9 protein-coding genes and 1 tRNA gene are annotated in these 14455 nt (G+C 39.9%); all 10 read left to right on the top strand.

The window, feature by feature from the left end:
• Positions 1-112: 112 nt before the first annotated feature.
• The 10 genes from BCU57_RS09960 (at position 113) to BCU57_RS09915 (ending at position 14455) form a co-directional block, all read left to right on the top strand.
• Positions 113-1090, top strand: coding sequence for a transposase (locus BCU57_RS09960; RefSeq protein ID WP_413211454.1), 978 nt, complete (start codon positions 113-115; stop codon positions 1088-1090).
• A gap of 559 nt (positions 1091-1649) precedes the next feature.
• Positions 1650-1985, top strand: coding sequence for a hypothetical protein (locus BCU57_RS09955; protein ID WP_102437417.1), 336 nt, complete (start codon positions 1650-1652; stop codon positions 1983-1985).
• A gap of 132 nt (positions 1986-2117) precedes the next feature.
• Positions 2118-2208, top strand: a tRNA-Ser gene (locus BCU57_RS09950).
• An 87-nt stretch (positions 2209-2295) separates the two neighbouring features.
• Positions 2296-2799: a hypothetical protein gene (locus BCU57_RS09945; RefSeq protein ID WP_413211424.1), complete on the top strand. Its 504-nt coding sequence runs from the start codon at positions 2296-2298 to the stop codon at positions 2797-2799.
• Between the two features lie 983 nt (positions 2800-3782).
• Positions 3783-4754 (top strand): phosphoribosyltransferase family protein, encoded by a 972-nt coding sequence (locus BCU57_RS09940; RefSeq protein WP_102440286.1) that lies wholly within the window; start codon positions 3783-3785, stop codon positions 4752-4754.
• A gap of 518 nt (positions 4755-5272) precedes the next feature.
• Positions 5273-6454, top strand: a complete 1182-nt coding sequence (locus BCU57_RS09935; RefSeq protein ID WP_102440285.1) for an HlyD family secretion protein — start codon at positions 5273-5275, stop codon at positions 6452-6454.
• Positions 6444-7496, top strand: a complete 1053-nt coding sequence (locus tag BCU57_RS09930) for a DUF2955 domain-containing protein (RefSeq protein WP_102440284.1) — start codon at positions 6444-6446, stop codon at positions 7494-7496. Before BCU57_RS09935 ends, BCU57_RS09930 begins: the two co-directional genes overlap by 11 nt.
• 223 nt (positions 7497-7719) lie before the next feature.
• On the top strand, positions 7720-8838 hold the full coding sequence (locus BCU57_RS09925) for an AI-2E family transporter (RefSeq protein WP_102440283.1): 1119 nt from the start codon (positions 7720-7722) through the stop codon (positions 8836-8838).
• 20 nt (positions 8839-8858) lie between these two features.
• Complete coding sequence (locus BCU57_RS09920) at positions 8859-9509, top strand: ion channel (RefSeq protein ID WP_157936096.1); 651 nt, start codon at positions 8859-8861, stop codon at positions 9507-9509.
• A 155-nt stretch (positions 9510-9664) separates the two neighbouring features.
• Positions 9665-14455: a response regulator gene (locus BCU57_RS09915; RefSeq protein WP_102440281.1), complete on the top strand. Its 4791-nt coding sequence runs from the start codon at positions 9665-9667 to the stop codon at positions 14453-14455.

Here is a 14455-nt window from a genome sequence, read left to right as displayed (position 1 = left end):
ACTTCCCCTGTTAATTGTTATGCAATCAATTAACATTGCCACCCATTTTAATTAGCTAAATATCAAACACTCTACTAGGCTTTAGTTATTACTTAATTTTCGGTAATTAATGATGGCCAGACCTAGAAAAACACTCGTGAGTTTAGAAGATACGCCTTACTACCACTGTTGTTCGCGTGTGGTACGTAAGGCATTTTTGTGTGGGTTTGATAAGTCGACAGGCGAAAACTATGAACATCGCCGTGAGTGGGTAGATAACCGAATTATTGAATTAGCGACGATTTTCGCGATTGATATTTGTGCTTATGCGGTGATGAGTAATCATTTACATGTGGTGCTTAAAGTCGATGTGGATAAAGCCAAAGAATGGTCTGATATAGATGTGCTTACCCAATGGCATAAAGGCTTTAAAGGCACCCTGTTGACGCATAAATTTGTTAAAGCTGAAGTCCTTAATGAGTTTGAATTAAAGACGGTTAATGATTGTATTGGGCTATATCGAGAACGTTTAACCGATATTAGTTGGTTTATGCGTTCCTTGAGTGAACCGATTGCTAGAATGGCCAATAAAGAAGACAAGTGTACAGGCCGTTTTTGGGAAGGGCGGTTTAAATCTCAAGCCTTGTTAGATGATGCGGCCGTACTCGCCTGTATGGCGTATGTTGATTTGAATCCAATTCGCGCACAAATGGCTGCAACACCTGAAACTTCAGATTACACAAGTATTCAACGACGCATAAATTCAGCGATTAAAGGTGAGCAACCAAAAGAGTTACTACCATTTGTAGGAAATGAACGTTTAGATATGCCTAATGGACTGATGTTTAGTGTTAAAGACTACATTGTGCTGGTTGAAGATACAGGGCGGATTATTCGAGAAGATAAACGCGGCGTCATTAGCGCGAGTAGTCAGGATATCCTCAATAGGCTGAACATTCCCGCAGAGAATTGGCTTAAAATCACCACTGAGTTTGGCGCTTTATTCAAAGGTGCGGTGGGGGCGTTGCCTGCATTAACAGATTATTGTGAGCATTTAGACCTAAAACGACGACAAGGTGCAGCTAACTGTCAGCGCTGGTTGTGCGCTTAATACACCATTTCTTAATTTCAAATAAAAGCATTTTCCACTTGATTGATATCAAGCTTTTCTGCTGGATTGAATTTAGTTTATGAGTTAATTTTGGTGATTAATGATGAAATATTCAGTCCTTTGGCCATCAGTAAATGAATTTTGGTGTTGGCAACTCAAAATGAAAGGCGTTATGTTATAACTTCAAAATAATGGGTGGCTATGTATTAGTTCAGTGTCGCTCGTGCTAAAGTGAAAGGCGCTAAGATCCGCCGAGCCGTGCGTAAGCACAAAACTACCGCAGCGCGTCCTAAATCAAACCGCCAGCGTAGTTAATACGTTTTAGTACGTGCTTGTTTGACACAAAAGGCCACACTATGTGGCCTTTTTAATACCTAAAACCTCTGCCTACTTATTAAAACACCCGTAATAAAGCATTATTAGTTAGTCATTTCGTGGTGTTTTGCTATTAATCTCATAATTCCCTATCGCTAACTTGAAACTGTGATATCTGCTAACTATATTTAATGTTGATGATTTTTTCATCAATTACGTACACTTACAGTTAAGGGAGTATTCAATGAAAAAGTTAATCGGTGCCATCTTTGTGTGTCTTATCTATGGCTGTGCTTCATCGCCAGCAACCTGGAAAGGAATGTCAGAAAGAGATATTGCAGATTGGAAAGCGATAGGCTTTGATGCAGCTAAAGCTCAAAAATGGAGTAAGAGCGGCTTTAATGCTGAACAATCACAGCAATGGAGCGAAGCGAGCTTTAATGTTGAGTCAGCAGCTGAATGGTCAAAAGAGAAATTTAATCCAGAAGAAGCGGGTACATGGAAGCAGTCAGGGTTTGAATTAGAAGATGCCATAGAAGATCGAGCTAAAGGCCTAACCCCAGTAAAAATGGATAACTAGTATCAGATCGCAAATAGTGAGTACGAAATGGCAGCACAAACCACAAAATTGCTGCCGAAATAGTCAAACAGAAAGATAATGACAATTTATGCTTTACACCAGACAGTGAGATAGCTATTATCTCGCTCGTTCGGAGAGATGGCAGAGTGGTCGAATGCACCGGTCTTGAAAACCGGCATGGGTTTGTAGCCCATCTAGGGTTCAAATCCCTATCTCTCCGCCATATTAAATACGAGAAAAGCCGTTGATTATCAACGGCTTTTTTTGTTTCTGGCATTTGAGGGGCTTTCTGAGAGGATTGACTCAGACAATGTACCTTTATAGAGCTCCCAATAGTGTGTACTTCACACGTATCTGTTTAGCCAAATCGTTACGCGATAAAGGCTTTCCTTTTGATATTAAAGTTTCTTTGTTGACTCGTGACAGAGCACAAGCGGTTATTCGCAATATCGATGTCGCAGGCACGCTGAAAAAAATCATCAATACCATAGACCATCAAACCTGTATCAATGACTTTATTCGTTATGTTGATGAAGTGATTAACAGTCTTCGCAGTGAATTTGAGAAAAACAAGTCGGCCATCAGTACAAAGCCAGCAAGTTTTAGTATCCCCATCAGAGACACTAAGCTGCCACAACACAGTGAAACTTACTCAGTAGCCAAACCACTGCCAGTTATGAGCTTGAATAATGCATTGGCAGCATTTGTTACCTCAAAAGAGAAATCAGGTTTTAGTCCACTACTTATTAACCTGCATCTATTAACCAGCTTGCGCAAAGACCCCGTCACTTCGTTGAGTTGCTGCCCAAAATAGGAAATCGATCATCAAAAAGATACCTAAGCTATTTGCGTTAACGATATTACTTCGGCTGATGCCATGAAGTATCGTGATGAGCTACTCATGCAGGGTTAACGCTATAAAGAATACTTAGCTGGCGTATTTCAGTTTTAATTCGTATGGTCGATGACATAGTAATTGAGTGGAAAAAGAGGCATTAGCACGTTATATATATGAAGTAATTTCAGTTTCTGAAAAACAAAATCATGATAGTCAATTTGAAGTTCCACAGGGTAATAAAACTCAAGATAGACAATAAAAAATAAGAAGTTCTAGAGGTTAGATTTTAAAACTGAAATTAATTAATTTTATGATTAAGATCAGCTTTAATTGGTAATTTCGAAGCTTGTCGCGATTTACTCATATTGAAGTGAATTGAACTCAACTCTTAGCTACGACTTATGGTTGAAATAATTATCATCTTGAGTCGTTATTTTGCTTTAATAAAATATATATATAGTGTGTCTATTTTTGAATGAGTCACTTACTTATTGATTATATGAGATAATATCTGTTTTTATCTGTGGCATTTTTTTATCCGCTTAATTGTTCATTGGCTGAAACTGTGTAGTGCTACAGGCAAGGTTGATGTTTATCCTGTTTGTTGATATTTGTAGATTTGATAATTTACTAATCTGATTTAGACTTAAAACTGTCATTTTTATGGCGTATTTTTAATTTAGGCTGTTAAAGGGTTATTTGTATTTTATTAGACCAAGCTACAATTGATAAAGCTTGCTGTTATGGCTAAATTCAATAAATTGCATTAGTTAGAGTCGAGTCTTGAGGGATCGAATCTGAACTTTACTCAAACAACATAGGTTAATGATTCGGTATGTATTGGGCGGCATAGTAGTTGCGGCTACGGACCAATACTCTATGAGTATTTAGTAGAATTTAAGCTTAACAGCGTCTGCTTTGAAGCATCAGGCTGTAATCTATGAACATTGGAGTTTGCTATGAATTATAAGTCCTTTTGTGATTTGAGTGATGATATTAAAAATAATATTCACAAAATCAATCAACAAGACTTTGATTTAATTGTAGGTATTCCAAGAAGTGGAATGGTACCTGCGTATATGGTGGCGTTATTGCTCAATGCTAACTGTATCGATTTACCTGCTTTTATTCGCAATGATAAGTTAGGTAAAGGCATTACTCGTGATGCCAAAAAATCCTTAAACTTCCCCCATGAAGCAAGCAACATTTTAATTGTCGATGACAGCATTCTAACTGGTGGTTCGATGATAGATGCGCTAGCCAAAATACCTAGCAGCTTCCAAGGCAAGGTGACCACAGCTGCGATTTACACCACTGCGCTTGTCAGTGACAAAGTTGATATCTTTTTTGAGCATGTGGACTTTCCACGGGTTTTTGAATGGAACTTATTCCATCATCCTATCGTGACTGAGGCTTGTGTCGATATTGATGGTGTCCTGTGCCAGGATCCAACTGAGGAACAAAATGATGATGGGGAGAAATATATTCAGTTTCTCGCTGATGCGACTCCTCGATTTATCCCAACCATGAAAGTTGATGTGCTGATAACTAATAGGTTAGAAAAATTTCGACCACATACTGAGCAATGGCTGGCAAAACATGGCGTTAATTATAACAAACTAGAAATGTTAGATTTGCCTTCAAAAGCCGCAAGACGGGCCCAAGTAGATTATTTTTCCCATAAGGCAGACTACTTTAAGCGTAGCCCAAATGTGTTATTTATCGAAAGTGATTATCAGCAAGCAATTGAAATTGCTAATCGGTCTAACAAGTTTGTTTATTGTGTTGATACAAACCAAATGATTGCGCCTAATGGTCTTAAGCGGTTTAAAAATAAAAAATACCTTGCTGAGACGATTAGAATGCAATTTTCAAAAATTAAGCCATTAAGAGCGATATACAAAAAAGTTAAAAATCTGGCTAGGGCTTAATCTATAAGCTCTAAACCTTTATCTGGCGTGAAAAATGGGCAGATTATTACCAGCTGCAGATGTTAGATTTTTAGTGGTGAAATTAAGGTCTTGATTTGTCTAATTAGGATTTTTCATTCTGTAGGAATGCTTTTGAGTTGATCTTTATACTTGCTTTGCTTTTTTAATATTAGGCAATTAAAACCAAGCAGCTTTTAAAGAATACACTTAATTTAAAATAGATTCTTAAGTAGTAATAGTAACAATATACATCGCAATTTAATGCAATTCCCCAGCAAGGGCCTTCTCAAACGGCCGTTCAAATCATTAGTTAAAATCAAAATGTTAAATCAATAACTTAAGTAAAGGGCTTAAACACAGCTTTCTTGCTTGTTCATTGAGCTAGAGTGTTGAGTTTTGAGCAAAAATAATCCTATACTGACGTTAATGTAACAACTCTACTATTTATTAACATTATTGGCTCATGCAAGCCGTTAATTTAAAAAGTAATGCAATTGATTTCAATGCAAGGGAAGGGTATGGCAGATAAGCATAACGATATTTCATCCACTGAATTACCGGCAAATACACCGGAGCAAGCCGTTTTATCAACGCCTACAGATGACATTCATGTTGCTAATGGCGCAGCGGATAAGTCCAAAAATCAGAAAATAAGAAAAGCGACCAATATCATACTGATAGTGGTCGCTTTTTTGTTTGTATTCCATCTTATTGCTGATCGTTATATTCCTTCAACTGATTTAGGTCGAGTTCGCGGTTTTGTGGTCCCCATTACCCCGCAAGTCTCAGGGGAGGTAATTGAAATTTTAACCACGCCAAATACCTTGATCCGTAAAGGGCAGGTGCTTGCGAGAATTAACCCAAGAGATTATGAGATTGCATTATTTACCGCTGAGCAAAATGTGACGCAGGCTGGGCAAAATATGGGAGCTTTAACCGCTAATGTCACCGCTGCAAAAGCAAAGGTTGTTAATGCGGAGGCAAACTTTACTAATGCAAAAGTACAATCTAAGCGTATTTTTACCATGGTTGAGCAGCAGGTGATGTCAGAGGCTGATGCCGACAATGCTAGAGCGGAACTTGCTAGCGCAGAAGCGGGTGTCGCTAGTGCTAAAGCAGATTTAGCCAAAGCAGAAGAAAGGTTGGGCTCAGAAGGTGAAAACAATACCGCGGTAAAATCAGCGTTATTGGCCTTAGAGCAAGCTGAACTTAACCTGGCACGCAGCGAAATTAAAGCGCCCACCGATGGCGTGGCATCAAACTTTCGTTTAAAAGAAGGTTTTTATGCTAACGCTGGTCAACCGGTAATGACCTTTATTTCATCTGAAGATGTGTGGATTGAAGCGAACTTTAGAGAAAATAGCTTAGGCAATATGCAAGCGGGCGATAAAGTCGAGTTTGCACTGGATTATGCTCCGGGTGAGGTTTTTACTGGGAAAGTAGCCTATATCGATTATGGTGTTGATTGGGGACAAAGTGAACAAACGGGAAAGCTGGCTCAAACAACAGGCCAAACAGGTTGGTTAAGACAATCTCAGCGATTTCCTGTAACCATTCATTTTGATGACGAAGAGGCTAAAGGGTTGCGACGTGTCGGCGGTCAAGCGGATGTCATGGTGTATACCGAAGAAAGTTCACTGATGAACTTATTTGGTAAGTTTTGGATCCGAGTCGTTAGCTGGTTCTCCTATGTCAGATAGCGAGCTAGCCTTTAAAGCCATTAATGCTCAATTTGCTGAGGCGATATTTACCCGTCGAGTATTACGCTTCACTTTGGGGATAGGCATTGCAGTGGCCATAGCTGCGGTGTTTGATTGGCAATTAGCTTTTATACTACCGGTGTTTGTCGCTAAGTTTTTAGTTGATAGAGTGGTGCCGACAGTGCAAACCATTTACGAATTGCTTATTTCAATGGTGGTCACTATTGCCATTGCTTGGATGGTGAGTTTTGGGCCGGTTCAATATCCATTTGTACTGTTGCCATTACTCGCATTAATGATGCTATGGGCCTATTACCTGTTTTCTGATCCCAAGTGGAATTTTTTCGCCACTATATTAATTGTCTCGACATTAGTATTACCCTATTTAGGGATTTTACATCCAGGTGCGGCGATTTTTTTTGGTGTCGGCTTAAGCTTTTCAGGCGTGGTGGCGGTCATCATTTTTACTTTATTGCATATTTTGTTGCCTGATTTAGCACCAGAAAAAGAAACTCATTCTGAGTCAGAATTATCTAATGACGAGCGGCTTTACGAGTCAGTTAGGGCATTAATTATTTCATTTCCGGTGATCACCTTTTTCTTTTTATTTGAGGTGACCGGCGCATTACTGACCATGATATTTATTGCAATTTTATCTTTGCAAACGGCCGGCACTAAGAGCGTTAAAGTGAGTTTGTTTTTATTACTCACTAATGGCATAGGTGGTGTGCTGGCGATTATTTTTTATAACATGTTAGTTGTCGTGCCTGAGTTAGCGTTTTATATCGGGCTCACTATGATAGCCGCGTTATTTTTTGCACAAAAAATTTATGATGATCCTGCTAAAGCGCCTATTTTTGCGGGGATATTTTCAGCCTTGCTAGTGGTTGTCGGCTCGACGGCTTCGTCAACAGATGCCGATGTCGCAACCAACTTCTATATTCGTATTGCGCAGCTATTTATTGTCGGTGTTTATATGGTTGTGGCTTCATTTTTTTTAGAAACCAGAAATTGGAAGTTCTTACAAACTAATCATGATTAGGCGGTTTTATTGTAGCCGCTAGGCTATATTTTATTGAACGCTAAGTGTTGATTTAATGGCGGAAATCAAATTTTCTCGTTTATCAATACTAGGTTTACTGAAAAATCACCTATTGTTGTGATGGCTTTTCACTGCAATAAGTTCGATGTTCATAAAGGTGTCAATACATTAACTAAGGTTTAATTTTAAAACGCAACAGCATTTAATTAGGGATAGATAAGTTATGAGTGATAAACCAATATCAAGCTCGAAAGAGTTTACTCATGCGGCAGTGGATGCCGCGATTAAAATAGCCCTGATTTTTATCATGGTCATATGGTGTTTTAAGATTATTCAGCCTTTCATTATGCCCATTTTATGGGGCGGTATTATCGCCATTGCGCTGTATCCAGTGGTGTTATTTATCAGTAGCAAGCTGCGATTGTCGGTGAGTAAATCTAGCCTGTTAATTACCTTGCTGGCCTTAGCCATATTATTGGTACCTACCTACTTATTTTCAGGTGCGATAGTTTCAAGCACGCAGGACTTTGTCGCAGAAATACATGACGGCACTTTAGTTATCCCCGCGCCGAAAAGCTCTGTAGCTGAACTCCCGATTGTTGGTGAGAAACTATATGAATTCTGGTCAGACGTCTCTGCAGATCTCGAGCATGTGGTAAAAACCTATGCCGATGAAATAAAAAGCTTTTCGACTAAGGCTGCCAGTGCTTTTGGTAGTTTTGGTATGACAATTTTGCAATTTTTAATTTCAATCATTATCGCAGGGGTGTTTATGGGTAAAGCATCTGGCTCAAGCCAAATGTTCCATAAAGTCTCAGTCAGGCTAGCTGGCAAACATGGTGAAGAGTTTTCTGAATTGGCCGTTGCAACCGTCAGAAGTGTGGTTCAGGGGGTGATTGGGGTAGCCTTTATTCAATCAATATTAGCAGGTGTTGGGCTTGCTTTAGTCGGGGTGCCAGGAACCGGGATTTGGATGTTACTGGTGCTAATACTCGCGATTATTCAATTGCCACCGATTTTGGTTTTAGGTCCTATTATTGCGTATGTCTTTTCTGTTGAATCATCAACCACCGCGATTATTTTTATGATTTGGAGCATTTTAGTGAGTGCCAGTGATGCATTTTTAAAACCGATGTTGATGGGCCGTGGCGTTGATATACCTATGTTGGTGATTTTGTTAGGCGCTATCGGTGGGATGATCCTCTCGGGTATTGTTGGCTTGTTTGTTGGCGCGGTGATTTTAGCTTTAAGTTATAAATTATTTTCAGCATGGCTAGTGGTTGAAACGGCTGAAGTTGATGGTGATGAAGTGTTACCGAACTCAGAGAACTCACAAGGGTAGTTGTTGCAATGGTTAAACCTATGTCTGAAGAAGATAACTTCAGCTACCTACTGGGGTCGTTGGTGTTAGTGCTGTTAAGTTCAGCTTTTGTGGAACAGTTTTTTGAACAGGGCCAGCTCATTGTTGTTTCGACAACTGTGATGAGTTTGTCTATTTCAGTGATTGGATTAGGCGCGAATAAACACTGGTTTCGCTCAAGTTTCGGGGTGATGTTTACTATCTTAGTGGTAGCCAGTATCGGCTCAGTTTTTGAATTGTTGAACCTTGATATTATCGCGCTATTTACCATTTTAACTTTTTTTATTTTGGCCACCTGGCGCGCCGCTAAGCAGGTCTTGTTTAGCGGGGTTATTTCAACTAATCAAATTATCGGATCTATTTGTATATTTCTGTTACTAGGGCTTATTTGGGCATTTATTTATCTATTGCTGATTGAGATTTTTGGTGTGGCTTTCAATGGTATTGAAGCCCAAAATTGGACCGATAATTTAACGACTGTGATTTATTACAGTTACATCACTTTGACTACAGTCGGTTATGGTGAAATATCACCAGCAGTGCCAATGGCGCGTTTTTTCGCTTTTTCTGAAGCGATTACAGGTCAGTTTTATATGGCGATCATTGTTGCCAGTTTAGTTGGAGCCAAAATGTCCAACCACGAACCGAAATAACCTGGAGTGACTTATCATCAACTGTACGCAATATTTATAGCGATAACTGCAATAAAGCTGAGAGATTACGCAACTAACTATTACTCAAAAAGCACTCATTGCGACGTGATATTCAAGGTCAACCGTCTCGCACAACAGTATGGGGAACAATAAACATGAATCTATTATTAAGCCTCGTCATTGTTGGGTTATTGCTATTACTAGGTTGGTGTTTTTGGCGTCTAAAGGCGCAAGTTAATCATGATATTGCCCGCTATTTTGAAGGCGATAAAAATAGGATTTACTTTAGCCTCATCATTGTTTCTTTCTTACTGCTCATCTCATCTATCGCTGCAATTAGTTTGAATGTTGCTTATAAGCATGACTTGCAAAAAAGTGGCTTAGCCTTGGAGTCGGTGTCTAGAACCACTGATGCAGCCTTGGCATCTTGGTTTTTAGGCTGGCAAAACCGAGTGAGTGCAGTGGCCACAAATCCTTTATTACTTAAGCGCACTGCAATGTTAGCTAAGTTAGACTCGAAAAAAGCGCCACTTGTCGGAAATCAACATGTGCTTTGGTCTCGCGAAGCTTACGGGCGTTATAGTCAGGCCTTTGGCACCTTAGGATTTTTTGTTATCTCAGTTGATGGAGTCAATATATCTTCAAGTCGTGACAGCAATTTAGGTCAAATCAATATCGTTAAACAACAGTATCCGATGCTATTTAATCAAGTCTTGGCCGGTAATATTGTCATTACTCCACCTATGCCATCAGAAGTGGCGTTATCAAACCCATTTGGGTTGAAGCAAGCTGAAACACTCACCATGTTTGCCTTAAGCCCCATTACTCAAGATGATGGCAGTATCAGTGGCATTTTGTCACTTCGTATTGACCCTTACATTGAATTTGCCAAGCTGACTCAAAGTGGCGCGGTGGGTGACACTGGTGAATCATACTTTGTCGATGCCCAAGGAAGAATGCTGTCTCACAGTCGCTATGAAAATGACTTGGTGTCACTGGGTTTATTAAAAGCAGGTCAGGTATCAGTACTTAATTTGACTGTGACTAATCCGCAGAGATTATTATCAGAAAAGCAACCTGCTAACGGCCGTCGGGGCAAGGGAGCGTTAACCCTAGCAGCAAAAGAAATTAGCCTTAAACACGATGGTTATAGTTATCAGCCTTATCGTAATTACTTGGGGCAATATGTTATCGGTGTCTGGACATGGGATGAGCGCTACGGTTTTGGTATTGTGACGGAAATGACCCTTGAAGAAGCCAGCCGAAACTATTTATTTTTTCGAAATATTGTCGTGATGCTGATTGGTATTATTGCCATTTCTTGCTTGCTTCTGACATTTGGTGGTTGGTGGCTAAGTCGTCATGTACATCGGCGCTTTAAAGCTGACAATGAAAGGTTAGAAAAAACTATTTCAATACGAACCCAAGATTTACAAGAGCGTGAAGAGCGCTTATGGGATTTATATGAAAACTCTGCTGTAGCTTATGCCACATTAGATCTTCAAGGCTGCTTCACTAAACACAATAAACAATTTGCACAGATTACTGGTTATGACCGCAAAGACTTCTCGTCGTTAACTTGGCATGACGTACTCGCCACTAAGCACGCTAAAGGCGAACAAATCTTTAGCCAAGCGTTGCAAGGCATTGATACGTCTGATGCACGTGTAGAGCTTGTTAATCATTCAGGTCATACCTTAATTGTTTCATTATCGACCCGTGTTGAAACCGATGTTGCGGGTGAATTTAGTGAAATCCGTTTATCTCTATTAGATATTAATGAGCAAGAAACTGTCCGTGCTGAGATGCTACAAAATCAACATCAATATCAAACATTGGTTGAGAATATTCAAGGCGCAGTATTTAGATATAAAGTCACTGATTTTGACATAAACCATTACCATTTACAGTACATTAGCCCCAACATAGAACCAATAACTGGCTATAAAATGGCAGACTTTATCGGTGAACATCCAGTTAGAAGACTTGCTGATATTGCTTTTGAAAATGATATAGAGCATTTAAAAGTCATGGTTGAACAAACCATCAAAGCGCAAGATAAAATTGTCGCGGAGTTTAGAATTATTAATCGCTCAGGTGAGCTACGCTATTTACAAATGAATGCTCAGTTTGACGGTAATGGCAATAACATGTCAGGTTTTTTTGATGGCATTGTGTTTGATATTACCGAACAAAAAATTGCTGCCAATCGGTTACTCGCATCAGAAGAAAAGTTAGAAGTGGCCTCAGAAAGTGCGCAAATGGGAATGTGGGACTTTTATCCTAATGAGCAACAAGTCGTGGTTAACCGCATGTATTCAAAGATGCTAGGTTATGAACCAACTGATTTATGTCAAGAGGATGACAAGTGGTCGCCATTAATCAATGGCGCGCAAACCTTTATTGATTTAGTCCACCCCGATGAGCAAAACTTGATCTCCAATCCGCAACAAGCATTGGCTGCAAGTGACAATAAAATTCTTCGCCATGAACTGAGAATGCGCAGAAAAGACGGCAGTTACGATTGGATTTTAAGCGTTGGACAACCTTACTCTTTTGATAAGCATGGGGTTCCCGATCGGATCAGTGGGGTTCATATCAACATTAATGAAGCGCGAGCATTACAAACTAAACTTGCCGCCGCTATTTCAGCCGCTGATAGTGCAAATCAAGCAAAAAGTGACTTCTTAGCCAATATGAGTCATGAAATTCGTACACCGATGAATGCCATAATTGGCATGTCCCATTTAGCATTAGACACCCAGCTGACCCCTCAGCAACGCAATTATATTGAAAAAACCCATCGCTCGGCACAATCCTTATTAGGGATTATTAATGACATTCTCGATTTTTCTAAAATTGAAGCGGGTAAGCTAGCTTTAGAACATATCGAATTAGATATCGAAGCAGTGTTAAACAATGTTAATAACCTCATTGGGATCAAGGTCGCAGATAAAGGTTTAGAGCTGCTATTTGATATTGATAATACTATCCCTAAAAACCTATTAGGAGACCCACTTCGCCTAGGGCAAGTGCTCATTAACCTCGCCAATAACGCGGTAAAGTTTACTGAACGTGGCAATATTATTATTGCAGTCAAACTCGAAAGGTTAACCAGCCAACAGGCTTTCATTCGCTTTTCAGTAACAGATTCCGGTATCGGAATGAGTCAAGAACAACAATCAAGATTGTTTAAAGCCTTTTCCCAAGCTGATGCTTCAACTACCCGAAAATACGGCGGCACAGGCTTAGGTTTAGCCATTTGTAAGAATTTAGCCGAATTAATGCAGGGCAGCATAACGGTAACAAGTGAGCTTGAGCAGGGAAGTACGTTTAGTTTGTATTGTCCTTTTGAGTTAAGTCGTTCAACGTCAGTGACTCTCGATACCTTGGAAAAACGTCGCTTTGATGGGCAATCAGTGTTGCTGGCTGATGATAATGATATCGCTCGCTCGATACTGACTAACCTATTGGGCTCAATAGGTTTACAAGTAGTAGCCGTTGCCAGTGGCCGTGAGGCTATACAATATATTGCGGCAGGTAATAAGCCAGATTTTGCTTTAATCGATTGGCAAATGCCAGGGGTTGACGGTGTTGATGTAGCTAAGTTTATTGGCGAGCTTGCGCCCGAGCTTAAACCTAAACTCATCATGATTACCGCTTTTGGTAGAGAAGAGCTACTCATGAGTGTAATGTCTGTTCACATCGACCATATTTTAACTAAACCTATTACGTTAACAACATTAACCCAAAGCCTATCTTCATTAGTGTCTGGGAAATCTTTAGCAGATCCTCGAACTAAGGTTCAAAGCCCATTCGATAAGGCGATCACCTCTTTGGTAGGAGCAAAGGTGCTTGTTGTTGAAGATAATGATCTCAACCAAGAGTTAATTGAAGAGTTATTAATTAATAAGCAAATTGATACTGTTTTGGCTGAGAATGGTCAACAAGCCATTGAGTGTTTAGCGCAGCAAGATTTTGATGGGGTGTTAATGGACTGCCAGATGCCGGTGATGGATGGCTACACTGCGACCTCGTTACTCAGGCTGCAGCCACAATTTCAACACTTGCCCATTATTGCCATGACAGCGAATGCCATGGCTGGTGACCGTGAAAAAGCGTTAGCCGCTGGGATGAATGATCATATCTCTAAACCTATTGACGTTGAGTCGATGTTTATCACTATGGCCAAATGGATAAGCCCAACGGTTGCCACTAACACGACTAAGCCAGCGAAATCGGCAATAGAAACGACAGATGCCGATGTCGTTAAGTTTGCCCTAAACCTCAATTCAATTGCCTGTGATCATATTGACGTAGCCCTAGGCTTGAGCCGAATTCAAGGTGATATAAGCTTGTATCACAAATTATTAGTAAGATTTATCCGAGGGCAAAAAGCTTTTCCGCAGTATGTTGAACAAGCTGTTATAGATAATGATACCGAACTGACTCAGCGGTTGGTACATACCTTAAAAGGGGTTGCTGGCAGCATTGGCGCACAAATGCTTGCCACATTGGCAGCAAAGTTTGAACAAACGCTTGATAGTCTATCTGAAGCACACTATGAGCGGGTTTTTACAAAACTATCAATAGAGTTACAAGGAGTATGTCATGACATTGAACGGCTATTGCCTAAGCGACTACAAATATCAGAGCCATTGCAATTATCAAAGCGACAACCAATAGGTGCTGATTTCGCCCAAACTGCATTAGAAAATCAAACTTTGAATAAGTCATTAGCAATTGAAACCTTAGAAGTCCTCATTTCAATGCTATCGAATTTTGATATGGAAGCCACAGAGTATTTTATTAGCCACGGACAATGCTTAAACTTAAAACCATTAATACATGAGTATCAACAGCTTGATTATCAATTGTCGGAATACGAGTTGGATCGTGGTCTCGAAATTGCCAACCAAATGCTTGAGAAAGTAACAGCCATGTAA

The sequence above is a fragment of the Shewanella sp. 10N.286.48.B5 genome (assembly GCF_002874355.2).
Taxonomy (GTDB): domain Bacteria; phylum Pseudomonadota; class Gammaproteobacteria; order Enterobacterales; family Shewanellaceae; genus Shewanella.
Note: the sequence above shows the minus strand (reverse complement) of the source record. Positions and strands in the feature narration are given on the sequence as shown.

What these genes read in the sequence shown, in the direction of transcription:
- BCU57_RS09935 (WP_102440285.1), top strand. Translation starts at nt 5,273, where the DNA reads ATGGCAGATAAGCATAACGATATTTCATCCACTGAATTACCGGCAAAT.
- BCU57_RS09925 (WP_102440283.1), top strand. Translation starts at nt 7,720, where the DNA reads ATGAGTGATAAACCAATATCAAGCTCGAAAGAGTTTACTCATGCGGCA.
- BCU57_RS09960 (WP_413211454.1), top strand. Translation starts at nt 113, where the DNA reads ATGGCCAGACCTAGAAAAACACTCGTGAGTTTAGAAGATACGCCTTAC.
- BCU57_RS09920 (WP_157936096.1), top strand. Translation starts at nt 8,859, where the DNA reads ATGTCTGAAGAAGATAACTTCAGCTACCTACTGGGGTCGTTGGTGTTA.
- BCU57_RS09945 (WP_413211424.1), top strand. Translation starts at nt 2,296, where the DNA reads ATGTACCTTTATAGAGCTCCCAATAGTGTGTACTTCACACGTATCTGT.
- BCU57_RS09915 (WP_102440281.1), top strand. Translation starts at nt 9,665, where the DNA reads ATGAATCTATTATTAAGCCTCGTCATTGTTGGGTTATTGCTATTACTA.
- BCU57_RS09940 (WP_102440286.1), top strand. Translation starts at nt 3,783, where the DNA reads ATGAATTATAAGTCCTTTTGTGATTTGAGTGATGATATTAAAAATAAT.
- BCU57_RS09955 (WP_102437417.1), top strand. Translation starts at nt 1,650, where the DNA reads ATGAAAAAGTTAATCGGTGCCATCTTTGTGTGTCTTATCTATGGCTGT.
- BCU57_RS09930 (WP_102440284.1), top strand. Translation starts at nt 6,444, where the DNA reads ATGTCAGATAGCGAGCTAGCCTTTAAAGCCATTAATGCTCAATTTGCT.